This window comes from Nocardioides sp. WG-D5, assembly GCF_054031175.1.
Window position 1 is genome coordinate 3282937 of the sequence record NZ_CM132928.1, and the last position, 17298, is coordinate 3300234.

The window sequence follows — 17298 nt, forward strand, 5'->3', positions numbered from 1 at the left end:
GTTGACTGTTTGTTTCTGGCGCGGAAGAGTGCCTGTCTGTGAGCCAGGCCACCCGCGTACCCCAGGAGGAGCGCACCCGCGCGATGCGGGCGCGCCTCCTCGATGCCACCGTCGAGCTGCTGGCCGAGCGCGGCTTCGCCGGGACCACGACCACGCTCGTCTCCCAGCGTGCCGGAGTCTCCCGCGGGGCGCAGCTGCACCACTTCCCGGCGAAGAACGACCTGGTCGTGGCGGCGGTCGAGCACATCACCGAGGCTCGCGGCGAGGCGTTGAAGGAGGCGGCCGGAGCGCTCCCGGAGGGCGGGCAGCGTACGCGGCACGTGCTCGCCATGCTCGCCGAGCAGGTCACCTCGCCGGTCTTCGCCGCGGCCCTGGAGCTGTGGGTGGCCGCACGCACCGACGAGCAGCTGGCTGCGGCGGTGGGTCCGCTCGAGCAGCGGATCGGTCGCGAGCTCCACCGGGCCACGGTCGAGCTGCTCGGTGTGGACGAGCGGAAGCCGGGGGTACGCGAGCTCGTGCAGGCCACGCTCGATCTCGTCCGCGGCCTGGCTCTGGCTGACACGATTACCGACGACGCTGCCCGACGCGAGCGGATCCTCGATCACTGGGCCGAGGTTCTGGAAAGAGAGCTGCGATGAGTCTGCTGGATGAACTTCTCGAGGACCTCTCCATGGAGGGGTTCGAGCTGCGCCAGGTGGTGGCGGGGCTGAGCGAGGCGGGCTGGCGCGAGCCGACGCCCGCCGAAGGGTGGGACGTCGCCGCCCAGATCGCCCACCTGGCCTGGACCGACGAGGCCGCGCTCGCCGCGACCGAGTGGGTGGCCGGCGACCCCAGCGCCTGGGACGAGCTGGTCACCGAGGGTCTGAAGAATCCCGAGGGCTACGTCGACGAGGCCGCGCTGGCGCTGGCCACGATGCCGGCGACGGAGCTGCTGCAGCACTGGGACGGCGTACGCGGCGAGCTCGCCGGTGCGCTCGCGAACGTCCCGGACGGGAAGAAGCTGCCCTGGTTCGGGCCGCCGATGTCGCCGGCCTCGATGGCGACCGCTCGGTTCATGGAGACCTGGGCCCACGGGCTGGACGTGCGTGAGGCGCTCGGCCACACCTACGAGCCCAGCGACCGCATCAAGCACGTGTGCCATCTCGGCACCCGCACCCGTGACTTCTCCTACGGCGTCCACGGCCTGACCCCGCCTTCCGACCCGTTCCGCGTCGAGCTCACCGCCCCGTCCGGCGAGCAGTGGGCGTGGGGGCCGGAGGACGCGGCGCAGAGCGTCCGGGGCCCTGCGTACGACTTCGCGCGGCTGGTCACCCAGCGCATCCACCGTGACGACACCGCGCTGGAGACCACCGGCGACGATGCCGAGAAGTGGCTGACCATCGCCCAGGCCTTCGCCGGGCCCACCGGTGGCGGGAGGCCCAAGAAGTGATCACCATCGGCAACTGCTCCGGCTTCTACGGTGACCGGTTCTCGGCCATGCGGGACATGCTCGAAGGCGGTCGGCTCGACGTGCTGACCGGCGACTATCTCGCCGAGCTCACCATGCTCATCCTCGGCAAGGACACCCTCAAGGACCCGACGACGGGCTACGCCAAGACGTTCCTGCGTCAGGTCGCGGACTGCCTCGACCTCGCCCTGCAGCGGGACGTCAAGATCGTCTCCAACGCCGGCGGCCTCAACCCCGCCGGTCTCGCTGCCGCCATCGAGGCGCTCGGGACGAGCGCCAAGGTGGCCTATGTCGATGGCGACGACCTCCGGGGACGCCTCGACTCCCACCCCGACGCGTTGACCGCCAACGCCTACCTCGGCGCCTTCGGGATCGCGCACGCGCTCGACGCCGGTGCGGACATCGTCGTGACCGGACGGGTGACCGACGCGAGCGTCGTCGTCGGGCCGGCGATCGCCCACCACAGCTGGAAGCGCGACTCCTACGACGAGCTCGCCGGCGCCGTGGTCGCCGGCCACGTGATCGAGTGCGGCACCCAGGCCACCGGCGGCAACTTCTCCGGGTTCCTGACCATGTCGCCGCAGGCCCGCGCGCGTCCGCTGGGGTTCCCGGTCGCCGAGATCGCGGTCGACGGCTCCTCGATCATCACCAAGCAGGACGAGACCGGCGGCACCGTCACGGTCGACACGGTCACCGCGCAGCTGCTCTACGAGATCCAGGGGCCGCTCTACCTCGGTCCCGACGTCACCACCGACCTCACCTCGATCCGGCTCCAGGAGGTCGGCATCGACCGGGTCGCCATCACCGGCGTGACCGGCACCCCGCCACCGGCCACGCTCAAGGTCGCGGTCAACTCGCTCGGCGGCTACCGCAACTCCGCCGAGTTCGTGCTCACCGGGCCCGACATCGACGCCAAGGCCGCCTGGCTGCGTGACCAGCTCGACGCCGAGCTCCCGATCGGGCCCGACTACACCTGGTCGACCTACCGCATCCCCGCGCCCGACTCCCCGACCGAGGAGGGCGCCGCCTGCATCCTGCGGCTCAACGCGCGCGCCGCCGACGCCGACGCCGTCGGCCGTGCGTTGACGGCTCCGGCCATCGAGCTGGCGCTCGCCTCCTACCCGGGCTTCCACGTCACCGCGCCCCCGGGACGGCCGTCTCCGTTCGGCATCTACAAGGCTGCGTACGTCCGGCGCGACCGCGCCCCCGAGACCGTCCACCTCCCCGACGGCTCGACCTACGAGGTTCCGTCGCCCCTCGCTTATGCCGAGGCGTCACGTACGTCGGCCGAGACGTCACGCGCGTCGAGCGAGAGGACCACTCGACCGACGGGAGCGACGCCTCGGCCGACGGGAGCGACGCCTCGGCCGGCGGGGGCGACGCCTCGGCGAGCGCTGGGCGAGCTGGTCTACGCGCGGTCCGGGGACAAGGGCGGCGACGCCAACCTCGGGCTCTGGGCGCCGCAGTGGCGGCCGGACGCGGTCGTCGAGTGGTTGCTGGACACGGTCACGCCGGAGTGGGTACGGGCGCTGCTGCCGGAGGCCGAGGACCTCGCCATCGACATCACGCCGCTGCCTCACCTGCGTGGCGTGAACATCGTCATCCACGACCTGCTCGGCGAAGGAGTGGCGGCTTCGACGAGGTTCGACCCGCAGGCGAAGGGCCTGGGCGAGTGGGCCCGGAGCCGGATCGTCGACGTACCTGCCGAGCTCGGCCCGGAGGAGCTCCTGTGAGCGACGACCTGTTCCAGCTGGGCGCCGAGTTCGCCCGCCGTGAAGTCTTCCCTGACCTCCAGGTCTGGGAGGACAACCAGGAGATCCCGCGCGAGGTCCACCTGGCCGCCGCGAAGCAGGGGCTGCTCGGGATCGGGTTCCCCGAGGAGGCCGGCGGCGAGGGCGGCGGACTGGCCGACACCGTCGCGGTGACCGAGGGGATGATGTCCGAGGGCGCCTCGTCCGGCCTGCTCGCGGGCCTGTTCACCCACGGGATCGCACTGCCGCACATCGCCAAGCACGGCTCGCCCCACCTGATCGAGACGTACGTGAAGCCGACCCTGGCCGGCGAGAAGATCGGCAGCCTCGCCATCACCGAGCCCGACGGCGGCTCCGACGTCTCCCACCTCCGCACGACCGCGGTTCGCGACGGCGACGAGCTCGTCGTCAACGGCGCCAAGACGTTCATCACCAGCGGCGTACGCGCCGACTTCGTCACCACCGCGGTCCGCACCGGCGGCCCGGGAGCCGGTGGTATCAGCCTGCTCGTGATCGACAAGGACACGCCTGGCTTCACGGTCACGCGCAAGCTCGAGAAGATGGGCTGGAAGTGCTCCGACACGGCGGAGCTCGCCCTCGAGGACGTACGCGTCCCGGCCGCCAACCTCGTCGGCGACGAGAACGCGGGCTTCATCTACATCGCCGCGGCGTTCGTGACCGAGCGGATCGCGCTGGCCGTGCAGGGCTACGGCACCGCCGCCCGCTGCCTGGCGCTCACCGCCGACTACTGCCGCCAGCGCGAGACGTTTGGTGAGCCGCTGATCAAGCGTCAGGTCGTACGCCACAAGCTCGTCGAGATGCACCGGCAGGTGGAGGTCGCCAAGGCCTACACCCACGCCGTGGTCGCCCGCTACGACCGCGAAGGCTCGACACAACAGACGATCGCCGAGGCGGCGCTGGCCAAGCAGACAGCGGTCGAGGCCTGCACCTGGGTCGTCGACCAGGCCGTCCAGCTTCACGGCGGGACGGGATACATGCACGGGACCGAGGTCGAGCGGCACTACCGCGACGCCCGGATCCTGCCGATCGGAGGAGGAGCCACCGAAGTGATGACCGACCTGGCCGCCAAGCTGTTGGGCTACACCTCATGAGCGGGAACCGAGAAGCCCTCCTCGAGAAGATCGAGGCCCTCGACGCCGAGCACGCGAAGGCCGCGGCCGGCGGCGGCGAGAAGTACGTCGCCCGCCACAAGGCCCGCGGCAAGCTCCTCGCCCGCGAGCGGATCGAGCTGCTGCTGGACGAGGGCAGCCCGTTCCTGGAGACCCAGCCGCTGATCGGCTGGGGCAGCGACTTCCCGGTCGGTGGCTCGATCATCACCGGCATCGGTGTGGTCGAGGGCGTCGAGTGCATGATCGTCGCCAACGACCCGACGGTGAAAGGCGGGGCGCTCAACCCCTACTCCCTCAAGCGCTCCTTCCGGGCGGCCGAGATCGCGGAGAAGAACGGTCTCCCGACGATCAACCTGACCGAGTCCGGCGGCGCCGACCTGCCCACACAGAAGGACATCTTCATCCCGGGCGGCAAGGGCTTCCGCGATCTGACCAGGTCCTCCGCCCGCAAGCAGCCCACCATCTCGGTGGTCTTCGGCAACTCCACGGCCGGTGGTGCGTACGTCCCCGGCATGAGCGACTACGTGATCATGGTCAAGGAGGGCGCGAAGGTCTTCCTGGCCGGCCCGCCGCTGGTGAAGATGGCCACCGGCGAGGACACCGACGACGAGTCGCTGGGCGGCGCCGAGATGCACTCGCGCATCTCCGGCTCCTCCGACTTCCTCGCGGTCGACGAGCACGACGCCATCCGGCAGGCGCGACGCGTCGTGGCCCGGCTCAACTGGCGCAAGCGCGGCCCGCAGCCGAAGGCGAGCTACGAGCCCGAGCTCGACCCCGACGGCCTGCTCGACCTGATCCCGACCGACCTGAAGGAGCCCTTCGACCCGCGCGAGGCGATCCTGCGGATCGTCGACGGGACCGGTCCCGACAACGAGGTGGCGTTCGACGAGTTCAAGCCGCTCTACGGGCCCAGCCTCTGCGTCGGCTGGGCGCGGCTGCACGGCTACGAGATCGGCATCCTCGCCAACGCGCGCGGCGTGCTCATGTCGGAGGAGGCCCAGAAGGCGGCGCAGTTCATCCAGCTCGCCAACCAGAAGGACACCCCGCTGCTGTTCCTGCACAACACCACCGGCTACATGGTCGGCACGGAGTACGAGCAGGGCGGCATCATCAAGCACGGTGCCCTGATGATCAACGCGGTCTCCAACTCGACCGTCCCGCACCTGACCGTGATCATGGGCGCGTCTTATGGCGCGGGGAACTACGGCATGAACGGCCGAGCCTATGACCCGAGATTCCTCTTCACCTGGCCCTCGGCCAAGTCAGCGGTGATGGGACCGGCCCAGCTCGCCGGGGTGATGGAGATCGTCGCCCGCGAGTCCGCCGAGAAGAAGGGCGAGGTCTTCGACGCCGAGGGGTTCAAGGGCGTCAAGGAGATGGTCGAGGGGATGGTCGAGGAGCAGTCGCTGCCGATGTTCCTCTCCGGCCTCGGCTACGACGACGGGGTCATCGACCCGCGCGACACCCGCACCGTCCTGGGCCTCTGCCTGTCGGCCATCGCGACGAAGGAGATCGAGGGGGCGATGAACTTTGGTGTCTTCCGGATGTGACCAGCCACCGTCGGTCGAGCCCGCGAGCGCAGCGAGCGGTGTCGAGACCAACACAGTCGACTCTGTTGGTCTCGACACGCCTCCGCCTAGCGGCTCCGGCGGCTCGACCAGCGAAAGGGAATCATGATCAACCGAATTCTGGTCGCCAACCGCGCCGAGATCGCCTCGCGCGTCTTCCGCACCGCCCGCAGGCTCGGCATCGAGACCGTCGCGGTGCACTCCGACGCCGACGCGGGCCTGCCGTTCGTGGCCGAGGCGGACCATGCCGTACGCCTCCCCGGCCACGCCCCCGCCGACACGTACCTCCGCGCCGACCTCGTCATCGAGGCGGCCAAGGTGGCCAGCGCCGACGCGATCCACCCCGGCTACGGGTTCCTGTCGGAGAACGCCGACTTCGCCCGCGCCGTCGAGGCGGCCGAGCTGGTCTGGATCGGGCCCGCTCCCGAGTCGATCGAGCAGATGGGCTCGAAGATCGAGGCCAAGAAGATCATGGCCGCGGCCGGGGTCCCGGTCCTGGAGGCGCCGGCCTCGCCGGTCGAGGCCGACCTGCCGCTGCTGGTCAAGGCCTCCGCCGGCGGCGGTGGGCGCGGGATGCGGATCGTCCGGTCGCTCGACGCGCTCGCCGCCGAGATCGCGGCCGCCGAGGCCGAGGCCGCCTCGGCGTTCGGGGACGGGACCGTCTTCGTCGAGCCGTACGTCGAGGCCGGCCGTCACGTCGAGGTCCAGGTCGTCGGTGACGGTGCCGGCAACGTCGCCGTCTTCGGCGAGCGCGACTGCTCGGTGCAGCGCCGACACCAGAAGGTCGTCGAGGAGTCCCCGGCCCCGCTGCTGCCCGATGCCGTCCGGTCGGCGCTCCACGAGGCGGCCCGCAACGCCGCCGCGGCGATCGACTACCGCGGTGCGGGCACCGTCGAGTTCCTCTATGACGCCGCCTCGGAGCGGTTCTGGTTCCTGGAGATGAACACGCGGCTCCAGGTCGAGCACCCGGTGACCGAGCTGGTCCACGGGGTCGACCTGGTGGAGCTGCAGATCGCGGTGGCCGAGGGCGCGTCGGAGGTGGTCTCGACAAGCTCGACCACCGGCGGCGTCGACGGGCATGCGATCGAGGTGCGGCTCTACGCCGAGGACCCGTCGGCGGACTATCAGCCGCAGTCGGGGACGCTGACCAAGCTGGAGTTCTCCAGCGACGCCCGGATCGACGCCGGCTACACCTCGGGCTCGGAGGTCAGCACCTTCTATGACGCGATGCTGGCGAAGGTGATTGTGCACGCGCCCACGCGCGAGGCGGCGATCCGGCGGCTGGTCTCGGTGCTGCGTACGGCCAAGGTCCACGGCCTGGTGACCAACCGCGAGCAGCTGATCGGGATCCTCGGCTCCGACGCGTTCCGCAGCGGCGAGGCCACCACCGCGCTGCTCGCGAAAGAGACTCTTCTTTCATCCGTCGACGACCCCGGCGCCGCCGTGGCTGCCGCGGTCGCCCTGGCCGAGCGGACTCGTCGGCCCGGGATCCCGGTCGCCTGGCGCAACGTCGTCAACCAGCCCCAGCGGACGGTCTTCGAGGACGGGTCCGAGGACGGCTTGACTGTCGAGTGGTACGGCACCCGCGACGGCTACCGCATCGATGGCTTCGACGTCATCGATGCAGGTCAGGAGCGGGTCGTCCTCGAGAAGGACGGCCTGCGCACCACGTACGAGATCGCGGTCGACGGTGACCGGATCGACGTCGACGCGCCGTTCGGTCACACCGCGCTCCGGAAGCGGCCGCGGTTCACCGACCCGGCCACCCAGACCCAGCCCGGAAGCCTGCTGGCACCGATGCCGGGCTCGGTCGTCGACGTCCTGGCCGAGGCCGGCAGCGACGTCACCGAGGGCCAGCCGCTGCTGGTCCTGGAGGCGATGAAGATGCAGCACACGGTGACCGCGCCGACCGGCGGCGTACTCACCCAGATCAACGTCAAACCAGGAACCCAGGTCGCCGCCGGCGAGGTGCTGGCCGTCGTAGAGGAGTCAGAATGACCACCGCGTTCACAGAGCCCGAGGAGCGGACCGCGCTGCGCGAGGCGGTGGCGAAGCTGGCCGGCAAGTACGGTCACGACTTCGTCGCCAAGCAGGCCCGTGAGGGCGGCAAGATGACCGAGATGTGGCTCGAGATGGGCCGCAACGGCTTCCTCGGCGTCAACATCGCCGAGGAGTACGGCGGCGGTGGCGGCGGGATGAGCGACCTGGCCGCCGTGCTCGAGGAGGCCGCGACCGCCGGCGCCCCGCTGCTGATGATGGTCGTCAGCCCGGCGATCTGCGGCAGCATCATCGGCCGCTGCGGCACCGAGGAGCAGAAGAAGCGCTGGCTTCCGGCCATCGCGGACGGCAGCCTGCTGATGGCCTTCGGGATCACCGAGGCCGACGCCGGGTCCAACTCCCACAAGATCACCACCACCGCCAAGCGCGACGGCGACGAGTGGGTCCTGAACGGCCAGAAGACCTTCATCTCGGGCGTCGACGAGGCCGACTCGGTCCTCATCGTCGCCCGTACGGAGGACGCCAAGACCGGCAAGCTCAAGCCGGCTCTCTTCGTGGTCCCGACCGACTCGCCGGGATTCGAGAAGCAGGTCATCCCGATGGCCTGGGAGGCGCCGGAGAAGCAGTTCACGCTCTTCATCGACGATGTACGTCTCCCCGCCGACGCCCTCGTCGGTGACGAGGACGGCGGCATCTGGCAGCTCTTCGCCGGCCTCAACCCCGAGCGGATCATGGGCGCGGCGCTCTCCTGCGGGATGGCCCGCTACGCCCTGGCGAAGGCGGTGGAGTACGCCGCCAACCGCTCGGTCTGGAAGGACGCCCCGATCGGCTCCCACCAGGGCATCGCGCACCCGCTGGCGAAGGTCAAGATCGAGCTGGAGCAGGCCCGCCTGCTGTGGCAGAAGGCCGCCGCGCTCTACGACGCCGGCGACGACGCCGGCGCCGGTGAGTACGCCAACATGGCCAAGTACGCCGCCGGCGAGGTCGCCTGCAACGCCACCGACGCCGCGGTCCACACCCACGGCGGCAACGGCCTGACGGTGGAGTACGGGCTGGCCAACCAGCTCGTCGCCGCCCGTCTGGGCCGGATCGCCCCGGTCAGCCGGGAGATGATCCTCAACTACATCGCCATGCACACCCTGGGGCTTCCGAAGTCCTACTGAGCACGCGGAGATAGGCGCAGGGCCGGTCGCGTGAGCGACCGGCCCTGCTGCGTACGTCTGTGTCTACTTCTTCGGCTCGGTGACGACGATCGTGCTGAGGATCTTGTCGGCGAAGGTCTGCCGCTTCTCGTCCCACAGCGGCCACAGGTAGCCGATGTAGCAGGCGAGCTGGTCGAGGTAGTGGACGAAGAATCGCCCGATCGAGAACCAGGTGCCGAGGACCTGGCCGTCGGCCTCCTTGACCACCTTGATGCCGAGGACGCCCTTGCCGATCGTGTAGCCGGTCTTGCCCTGCTTCAGGCCGTAGTTCCAGAACAGGAAGGCGAGACTCACCAGGAAGCCGATGAACAGCAGGAGCCCACCGATGGCCATGAGCGCCCCGTTGGGCTCGCCGCCGGGCGTGTACATGCCGGTGTTCGGGTCGTACTCCGAGGCGGTGCCCGAGGCGGCCCCGGCGATGAGCAGGCCGTAGCCGATCCAGAACGGGATCATGGCCACCGCGCCGACGAGCCCGTCGATGATCGCGGCGCCGACGCGTGCACCCCAGGAGGCGTACGGCGGGGTCGGGGCGCCGTAGCCGTAGCCGGCCGGGGCGGCGCCGTAGCCGGGTGCGGCGGGGGCAGCGCCGTAGCCGGGAGCGGCAGGAGCGCCGTAGCCCGGCGCGGGAGGAGGCGGCGGAGCGCTGGGCTGACCGTAGGCCGGTGCGGGCGGCGGAGTCGGCGGCAGGGGCTGGCCGGAGGGGTCCTGCGGGGCGCCAGGAGGCGGGCCGTAGTTAGACATGGGGCCGAGTATGGCCACATCTCAACGTAAATGTCAGCGCACACGCCTGGGCGCTGCGGCTAAGAGCGGGGCTCCACGACGACCAGCGTGCCGACGATCTTGTCGGCGAAGGTCTGCCTCTTGTCGTCCCACAGCGGCCACAGGTAGCCGATCATGCAGAACCCGTCGAGGACGTGGAGGAACTGCCGCGCCAGCGCGACCGGGACGCCCGTCGTGGCCTGCGAGTCCCGCCGGACCAGCTTGATCCCGACGACCCCCTTGCCGATGGTGTAGCCGGTGCGGCCCTGCTTGAGGACGTGGTTCCAGACCGCGAAGGCGAGTCCGCCGATCCAGCCGGCCATGGTCACCAGCAGGCCGAACGCGGTGACGAAGAAGCCGGACTCCTGCGACAGCCCACCGCCCACGCCGGCGACCAGGTAGAACGGCAGCAGCAGGGCGACGTCGATCAGCGCACCGGCCACCCGGCGGCCCCAGGTCGCGAGCGGCGGCCCGGCCGGGACGTACGACTGCTGTGCCCAGGGCGGGGCCTGGGGCTGCTCGCCCGGTCCACGAGCGGGGTCCTGCGGGGCGCCTGGCGGCGGCCCGGTCGGCGGGCCGAAGTTGGACATCTGGTGGGTCATCTCCTCGAGTGTGCAGACCTGCTGACCTGACCGACGTTCAATCTATCGGGTCAGGCAGGGGTTAGCCTGACCCTTATGGCTGGAGCGGCGAAGGCAATGGATCGGGCTCAGCGCCGGTTCCCGCCGGTCGCGTTCCCGATCGCTGTCGTCTACAAGTTCTACGAGGACCAGGGCAACAACCTCGCCGCGATCATCACCTACTACGCGTTCGTCGCGGTCTTCCCGATCCTGCTGCTCGCCTCCTCGATCCTCGGCTTCGTGCTGGAGGGCAACCCGGGCCTGCAGGAGGCGGTGCTCGACACGGCGCTGGCGCAGTTCCCGATCATCGGCGACCAGCTCGGCCGCAAGGAGCTCACCGGGTCGACCGGCGCGATCATCGTCGGTGGTCTGGCCGCCCTCTACGGTGCGCTCGGCCTCGGCCTCTCGATGCAGAACGCCGTCAACACCGCCTGGTCGGTGCCGCGCAACAGCCGTCCCAACCCGATCCTGCTGCGGGTGCGGTCGCTGTTCATGCTCGCCGCCGGCGGCCTGGCCATCCTCTCGGTCACCGGCTTGTCGCTGGTGCTGAGCCACACCGACTTCCTCGGGTTCAAGGCGGTCGACATCGGCTACTGGCTGGTGATCCTCGGCACCGTCGCGATCGTCACCGGCATGCTGTGCGTCGTCTTCCGGATGGCCACCACCCGTGACCACTCGCTCGCGCACGCGCTGCCGGGCGCGATCACGTTCGCGATGCTGTGGCAGGTGCTGCAGTACTTCGGCGCGGAGTTCGTCCAGCACGTGCTCGCCGCCACCCGAGGCATGAACCAGACCTTCGCGCTGGTCCTCGGTCTGGTCGCCTTCCTCTACATCGCGGCGCTGATGGTGGTGATCTCGATCGAGGTCAACGTCGTCTACTCCCGTCACCTGTGGCCGCGCGCGCTGCTCACCCTCTTCACCGACGACGTCGAGCTGACCGAGGCCGACCGCCGCGCCTACGCGAGCTACGCCCTCATGCAGCGTCACAAGGGCTTCGAGACGGTGGCGGTCACCTTCGACGGTCCCGACGGGAACACCCACGAGATCGTCATGGACCCCTCCTGGCTCCGCAAGACCGCCCGCCGGATCCGTCGCCGCGACGAGTTCAGCCGGCCGCTGCCGCCGACCACCCCGCCACCCCCGGTGCCGCCGGGCAAGCTGCGCGCGGTGCCGCACCCTGACGAGGGCGAGCGGCCGCGGCGTACGGGTCCTTAGGCCTTTCGCAGCGGCACGAAGCGATACCAGCCGTGGCTGCTCAGGCGCGCGGTGCCGGTCTCGTTCCGTTCGACCAGCATCATCAGACCGGCGACCGGGACCACCATCCGGCCGGGCGCGGCGAGCTGGTCCATCAGCTCGCTCGGCATCGCCTCGGCCTCGGCGGAGACGAGGATGCGGTCGTACGCAGCCTCCCGGGGCCAGCCGAGCACCCCGGCCTTCGCCTTCTCGATGCGAGCCCACGGCTGGTGGGTGGCCGCCAGGTTCCGGCGGCCGAACCGGACCAGCGACGGCTCCAGCTCGACCCCGACCACGCTCCCCGCCGGGCCGGTCAGATGGGCGAGCAGTGCGGTGGTCCAGCCCGATCCGGAGCCGACGTCGAGCACCTTGTCGCCCGGTGCGACCTGGAGAAGGTGCAGCATGTCGGCGACCGTTCGCGGCTGTGAGTTGGTCTGCCCGTGGCCGATGGGAAGCGGCTCGTCGAAGCCTGCGAAGTCCCGCTCCTCGGGTGGGAGGAAACCCTCCCGGGGGATGGCGGCGAACGCATCGAGGACCGGGTCCACACGTCCAGTCAAGCACCGTAGTGTCTGCCCCATGACTGAGTCGCCAGAAACCCCCGCCGAGCTCGTCCACCTCGACGTCGCCGATGGTGTCGCCACCATCACCCTCGACTCGCCGGCCAACCGCAACGCGCTCTCGCGCCAGCTGGTCACCGAGCTGTTCGAGGCGCTGCACGCGTCCGACAAGGACGCCTCGGTCAAGGCGGTCGTGCTTCAGGCCACGGGCACCGTCTTCTGCTCCGGCGCCGACCTCTCCGAGGCCGCGACGGTGCCGATGGAGGAGGGGACCCGGGGGATCGTACGTCTCCAGCGCACCATCGTCGCCCTGACCAAGCCCGTCGTGGCGAAGGTCCAAGGGCCGGTCCGCGCCGGCGGCCTCGGGCTCGTCGCCGCCGCCGACATCGCGATCGCCGCCGACACCGTCTCGTTCGCGCTCACCGAGGTCCGGCTGGGCCTGGCCCCCGCCGCGATCTCGCTCTCGATCCTGCCCCGGATCGACTCCCGCGCCGCGTCCCGCTACTTCCTCACCGGCGACAAGTTCGACGCCGCCGAGGCCGCCCGCATCGGCATCCTGACCGCCGCCGTCCCCGCCGAGTCGCTCGACGACGAGGTCGCCGCCATCACCTCCTCGCTTCTCGAAGGCTCCCCCCAGGGCCTGCGCGAGACCAAGCGCCTCATGGTCCGTGGCCTGGTCGAGCACATCGACGCCGGCGGCGAGGAGATGGCCGCCCTCTCCGCCCGCCTCTTCGGCTCCGACGAGGCCCGCGAGGCGATGACCGCCTTTCTGACCCGGAAGAAGTAGGAGGCGCGAGACCCGGAGTGTCCCTATGCTCCCTTCGGTCCGAGGGAAAGAGGTGGGGATGCTCAAGGTCCTGTCAGGTCTGCTCGGCCTCGTTGTCGTCGCCGGGGTCGTCTGGGTGATCGATCCTTTCGGCGATGACGACGAAGGCTGGGTGTGGACCCCGAAGCCGCAGGTCTCCGCCGCGCCGCTGACCGCGCCCCCGGCTGACCACGAGGTCATGGTCAGTTGGGAGAGCGAGGACGGCCGCCAGATGTTGAACGGCGCCAGGCACGACATCGAGTTCACGACGACCCGTGACGAGTTCCTCGTGTCGCTGGGATGCCGGTTCGATGCACCGGGAGATCTGCGGGTCTACTGGTCGATCGGCGACTGGGACGAGAAGACCGCAGGCTGGTGCGGAGAGCCGAAAGCCGACTTCGATGTCGAGCACGGAGGCAAGTACTTCAGCGGGCCGGGTGAGCACACGGTCACCCTGCGTGCCCAGCACGAGGACGGATCGCCGTACGTCCCGGCGGACGGTGCCGTCTGGGTGAACCTGACGGTGATCGACCACGACAAGGGCTGGGTCGGCGGATAGCCGCCTCGCCAACGTCAGTCGAGTGGTGGCGTCCGTGCCCGCGTTACCCCACGTCGGGGTAGAGTTGTCTCCTTGCCGTGCGCCATGGGGGGCGCACGGCGGGTGTGGATCTTTGGTAACGGGGGAACATCCAGTTGAACGACAAGCTGGCTGAGCGCGAGATCGCTCAGGAGCAGAGGTTCGTAGATCGTGTCTACCTCCAGCTGGGGGAGTCGGCGCGCGCTGCGCAGGAGCTGGCCAACGAGGGCCGCGACCGTGGCCGCCTGGGGCACGAGGGCGGGCTGGTCGAGCGCGACGCGTTCGCCTTCCAGGCGGCGCGACGGATCGCGCAGCTCGACGCTGCTCACGAGGGGCTGGTCTTCGGCCGCCTCGACCTCGACCCCGCGGTCGACCCGGAACCGCGCTACGTCGGCCGCATCGGCCTGCGCGACGCCGAGCGCGACTCGCTGCTGATCGACTGGCGCGCGCCGGCGGCCGCGGTGTTCTACCAGGCCACCGCGGTCGAGCCGAGGTCGGTGATCCGGCGCCGGGTGCTCCGCTCCGAGGGGCAGAGCGTCATCGGTGTCGAGGACGAGCTGCTCGACGCCGAGGCTCTGGAGCGCTCCGGCGCCGAGCTGCCGATCGTCGGCGAGGGCGCCCTCATCGCCCAGCTCAGCCGCGCCCGCGACCGCACGATGCACTCCATCGTCGCGACCATCCAGGCCGAGCAGGACAAGGCCATCCGGGCGCCCGGCAAGGGCGTCACGACCATCTCCGGCGGTCCGGGCGTGGGCAAGACCGTGGTGGCTCTGCACCGGGCCGCCTACCTGCTCTACACCGAGCGACGCCGCTACGAGTCCGGCGGCGTGCTCATCGTGGGCCCGTCGGGCGTCTTCATGCGCTACATCGAGCGCGTCCTGCCGAGCCTCGGCGAGACCGCGGTGGCGCTGCGGTCGCTGGGTGAGGTCGTCGACGGCGTACGCGCGACCTGGCACAACGACCCCGCCGTCGCCGACGTGAAGGGCTCGGCCCGGATGGCCGAGGTGCTGCGCCGGGCCTCGCGCCAGCAGGCCCCGGGGTCCCCGCGCGAGTTCAAGGTCTTCTACCGCGACGACTCGCTGCGACTCGACGGCAAGCGGCTCGGTGAGCTGCGCCGGCAGCTGATGAGCCAGGGCCGCCGCAACCAGCAGCTGCGCCGCGTACCCCAGATGCTTCTCGACATCCTCTGGCGTCAGGTACGCGGTGAGCGCGGCCGCGAGCGAGGCCGTGAGGTCTTCAACGACGAGATGCTCGACAACCCCGCCTTCCTCGAGTTCGCCGCCGCCTGGTGGCCGGCACTGGAGGCGCGCGAGGTGCTCGGCTGGCTGCGAGAGCCCGAGTTCCTGGCCCGCGTCTCCGAGGGGATCCTGACCCACGACGAGCAGCAGCTGCTCCTCAAGTCGTGGGCCGGCCGCGGCCTGACCGACGCCGACCTGGCCATCGAGGACATCCCGCTGCTCGACGAGCTCCGCTACGCGATCGGCGACATCCCCGAGCAGGCCGCCGACGAGCGCGACGCCGACCAGAGCGGCATCGACATCGCCGAGCTGATGACCGCCTCCGACCGCGAGTTCTCCTCGGGCCGGGGCTGGCGCCCGCCGACCTACCGCATCGACGACGACCCGTTCGCCCACATCCTCATCGACGAGGCCCAGGACCTCACCCCGATGCAGTGGCGGATGGTCGGCCGCCGGGGACGTACGGCCTCGTGGACCATCGTCGGCGACCCCGCCCAGTCCTCGTGGCCGGTGGCGTCGGAGGCGGAGGAGGCGCGGGCCAAGGCGCTGGAGGGCAAGCCGGTCCACGCGTTCCACCTGTCCACGAACTACCGCAACTCGGCCGAGATCTACGCCTTCGCCGCCGCGTACGCCGAGCGGGTCGGCCTCGACGCCGACCTGCCCACCGCGGTCCGGTCGACCGGCGTCGAGCCGCAGGTCATCGAGAACGCGGTCGACCTGGAGAAGGCCACCCGCGAGGCGGTCGGCGAGATCGCCGCCCAGGTCGGCGGCACCGTCGGCATCGTGGTCCCGGTCGCCCGCCGTTCCGAGGTCAACTCGTGGCTGGCGTCGTGGTCGGAGTTCGCGGCCGACGCTCCGTCGGCTGCTGCCTCTGCCGCCGACCCGACCTCGGTGCCCTCCGGCGAGGACCGCATCGTCGTCCTCACCGGCCTGGACACCAAGGGCCTCGAGTTCGACGGCATCGTCGTGGTCAGCCCCGACGAGATCGAGCGTGAGTCGGCCACCGGCCGCGCCACCCTCTACGTCGTCCTCACCCGCGCCACGCAGCTCCTGACCACGGTCTCCTAGCCCTCGCTGGTCGAGCCGGATTCGTGAGGGACGAACGAATCCGTGTCGAGACCAACACAGTCGTCTCGGCGCTCGATTCGACCGTGTTGGTCTCGACACGCTCGGCAGCAGGCGGCCTCGCGGCTCGACCAGCGGGGCTGGGGAGGGGTCAGCCGACGGACGGCTTGGCGTCGGCGGTGACCTCGACGCCCTCGGCGAACTCGACGAGCTGCTTGTCGGTGAGGTGGATGGAGCTCCACATCTGGATGACGACGGTGAAGTCGCGGTAGGCGTACTTGAGCATGGTCGCGCCGTCGGGGGTCTTGACGAGGGTGGCGGGCTGGCCGTTGACGGTGGTGTCGGTGGCGCCCTCGGCGGGCGCCGAGGGCGACTCGAGAGTGACCACGATCTTGTCCCGGAAGTCGCTGATGGTCGACTTGTCGTCGGGGCGGGCGACGGCGAGGACGTACTGGTCGGAGCCCTGCAGCACGAACCCCTCGGGCACCTTCGCCACGGTGTAGCCGGGCATCTGGGTGCCGTTGTAGTCCACCAGCTTGACGGTGTCGGCGGCCTGGACCGTCGGCGTGCCGCCGTTGTCGGAGGTCAGGGCGATCCCGCCGAAGGCGCCGCCGACCGCGAGGGTCAGGGCGGCACCACCGAGGGCGGCGCGCTTGATCCGGCGCCGGGCGAGCGCCTGGTGGCCACGACGGAGGTCGGCGGTGGCATCGTCGGCCGAAGGGGCGGAGGGGGTCAGGCGGGCGAGGCGGTCGATCACGTCGTTCATCGGGAGTCTCCTGTCAGTTGGGTGGGGGTGAGCAGCGCGCGGAGCTTGTCCAGGCCGCGTGCCGTCTGGGACTTCACGGTTCCGGTCGAGCAGCTGAGTGCGTCGGCGACCTCGTCGACCGAGAGGTCGTGGACGTGTCGGAGCACGACGGCCGCGCGCTGCCGGGGCGGGAGCTCGGCCAGTGCCGCGACCAGCTCGGGATCGACCATCGCCGGGTCCTCGACCGCGGTCTCGGGCAGCGACACCGCGCCGTGCTCCCGTCGGAAGAACGGGCGCCTGCGATGGTCGGTCAGGCAGTTGACCAGGGTGCGGCGAGCGTACGCAGCGGGCTGCTGCGACGCTCGCCCCCAGGCCAGGTAGACCTTGACCAGGGTCGTCTGGACCAGGTCCTCGGCCAGGTGGGCGTCGCCGGCGGTCAGCAGCCGGGCGGTGCCGACGAGCTGCGCTCGGTGGCGGCGTACGAAGGCCTCGAATTCGGCGTCTTGGGAACGTCTCACGCTCTGTCAACGGATCGGGGGCACCGCGGGGTTGCACGCGGCCCACCATCCGAATCGAATGCGCCTCGTGCGAGCGTGCGGATTA

16 protein-coding genes are annotated in these 17298 nt (G+C 70.6%); 11 read left to right on the forward strand and 5 right to left on the reverse strand.

Annotated elements, in window-relative coordinates:
• Positions 1-38 precede the first annotated feature (38 nt).
• From ACWZJV_RS15965 to ACWZJV_RS15995, 7 genes are all read left to right on the forward strand, one after another.
• Positions 39-638, forward strand: coding sequence for a TetR/AcrR family transcriptional regulator (locus ACWZJV_RS15965; protein ID WP_457177077.1), 600 nt, complete (start codon positions 39-41; stop codon positions 636-638).
• Positions 635-1429 carry a TIGR03084 family metal-binding protein gene (locus ACWZJV_RS15970; protein ID WP_008356078.1) on the forward strand — a complete coding sequence of 265 codons (795 nt, stop codon included), beginning with the start codon at positions 635-637 and terminating at the stop codon, positions 1427-1429. The genes ACWZJV_RS15965 and ACWZJV_RS15970 overlap by 4 nt, the downstream gene beginning before the upstream one ends.
• Positions 1426-3180: an acyclic terpene utilization AtuA family protein gene (locus ACWZJV_RS15975; RefSeq protein ID WP_457177079.1), complete on the forward strand. Its 1755-nt coding sequence runs from the start codon at positions 1426-1428 to the stop codon at positions 3178-3180. Before ACWZJV_RS15970 ends, ACWZJV_RS15975 begins: the two co-directional genes overlap by 4 nt.
• A complete protein-coding gene (locus ACWZJV_RS15980) occupies positions 3177-4310 on the forward strand; it encodes an acyl-CoA dehydrogenase family protein (RefSeq protein ID WP_457177081.1) in 1134 nt (377 codons plus the stop codon). The genes ACWZJV_RS15975 and ACWZJV_RS15980 overlap by 4 nt, the downstream gene beginning before the upstream one ends.
• The gene (locus ACWZJV_RS15985; RefSeq protein ID WP_457177082.1) at positions 4307-5878 is read left to right on the forward strand and encodes an acyl-CoA carboxylase subunit beta; all 1572 of its coding nucleotides are present in this window, start codon (positions 4307-4309) and stop codon (positions 5876-5878) included. Before ACWZJV_RS15980 ends, ACWZJV_RS15985 begins: the two co-directional genes overlap by 4 nt.
• Before the next feature lie 123 nt (positions 5879-6001).
• Positions 6002-7894: an ATP-binding protein gene (locus tag ACWZJV_RS15990; RefSeq protein ID WP_457177084.1), complete on the forward strand. Its 1893-nt coding sequence runs from the start codon at positions 6002-6004 to the stop codon at positions 7892-7894.
• Positions 7891-9057: an acyl-CoA dehydrogenase family protein gene (locus ACWZJV_RS15995; protein ID WP_457177086.1), complete on the forward strand. Its 1167-nt coding sequence runs from the start codon at positions 7891-7893 to the stop codon at positions 9055-9057. Before ACWZJV_RS15990 ends, ACWZJV_RS15995 begins: the two co-directional genes overlap by 4 nt.
• A gap of 63 nt (positions 9058-9120) precedes the next feature.
• On the opposite strand, the gene ACWZJV_RS16000 is transcribed toward ACWZJV_RS15995, so the two are convergent.
• Positions 9121-9837 carry an RDD family protein gene (locus ACWZJV_RS16000; RefSeq protein ID WP_008356088.1) on the reverse strand — a complete coding sequence of 239 codons (717 nt, stop codon included), beginning with the start codon at positions 9835-9837 and terminating at the stop codon, positions 9121-9123.
• A gap of 59 nt (positions 9838-9896) precedes the next feature.
• Positions 9897-10457, reverse strand: coding sequence for an RDD family protein (locus ACWZJV_RS16005; RefSeq protein ID WP_457177088.1), 561 nt, complete (start codon positions 10455-10457; stop codon positions 9897-9899).
• Between the two features lie 96 nt (positions 10458-10553).
• On the opposite strand from ACWZJV_RS16005, the gene ACWZJV_RS16010 reads away from it, so the two are divergent.
• The gene (locus ACWZJV_RS16010; protein WP_457177090.1) at positions 10554-11690 is read left to right on the forward strand and encodes a YihY/virulence factor BrkB family protein; all 1137 of its coding nucleotides are present in this window, start codon (positions 10554-10556) and stop codon (positions 11688-11690) included.
• On the opposite strand, the gene ACWZJV_RS16015 is transcribed toward ACWZJV_RS16010, so the two are convergent.
• Positions 11687-12265, reverse strand: a complete 579-nt coding sequence (locus ACWZJV_RS16015) for a protein-L-isoaspartate O-methyltransferase family protein (RefSeq protein WP_457177092.1) — start codon at positions 12263-12265, stop codon at positions 11687-11689. The two genes, ACWZJV_RS16010 and ACWZJV_RS16015, sit on opposite strands and share 4 nt — an antisense overlap.
• 19 nt (positions 12266-12284) lie before the next feature.
• On the opposite strand from ACWZJV_RS16015, the gene ACWZJV_RS16020 reads away from it, so the two are divergent.
• From ACWZJV_RS16020 to ACWZJV_RS16030, 3 genes are all read left to right on the forward strand, one after another.
• Positions 12285-13052 carry an enoyl-CoA hydratase family protein gene (locus tag ACWZJV_RS16020; RefSeq protein WP_457177093.1) on the forward strand — a complete coding sequence of 256 codons (768 nt, stop codon included), beginning with the start codon at positions 12285-12287 and terminating at the stop codon, positions 13050-13052.
• Between the two features lie 58 nt (positions 13053-13110).
• A complete protein-coding gene (locus ACWZJV_RS16025; RefSeq protein ID WP_457177095.1) occupies positions 13111-13629 on the forward strand; it encodes a hypothetical protein in 519 nt (172 codons plus the stop codon).
• 134 nt (positions 13630-13763) lie between these two features.
• Entirely contained in the window at positions 13764-15953 is a 2190-nt protein-coding gene (locus tag ACWZJV_RS16030; protein ID WP_196875858.1) for a HelD family protein, read from the forward strand.
• A 148-nt stretch (positions 15954-16101) separates the two neighbouring features.
• Here ACWZJV_RS16030 and ACWZJV_RS16035 read toward each other — a convergent pair whose 3' ends face one another.
• Together ACWZJV_RS16035 and ACWZJV_RS16040 are read right to left on the reverse strand one after the other, a co-directional pair.
• The gene (locus ACWZJV_RS16035) at positions 16102-16716 is read right to left on the reverse strand and encodes a hypothetical protein (RefSeq protein ID WP_457177097.1); all 615 of its coding nucleotides are present in this window, start codon (positions 16714-16716) and stop codon (positions 16102-16104) included.
• On the reverse strand, positions 16713-17213 hold the full coding sequence (locus tag ACWZJV_RS16040) for a SigE family RNA polymerase sigma factor (RefSeq protein WP_008356103.1): 501 nt from the start codon (positions 17211-17213) through the stop codon (positions 16713-16715). Before ACWZJV_RS16040 ends, ACWZJV_RS16035 begins: the two co-directional genes overlap by 4 nt.
• Between the last annotated feature and the right edge of the window lie 85 nt (positions 17214-17298).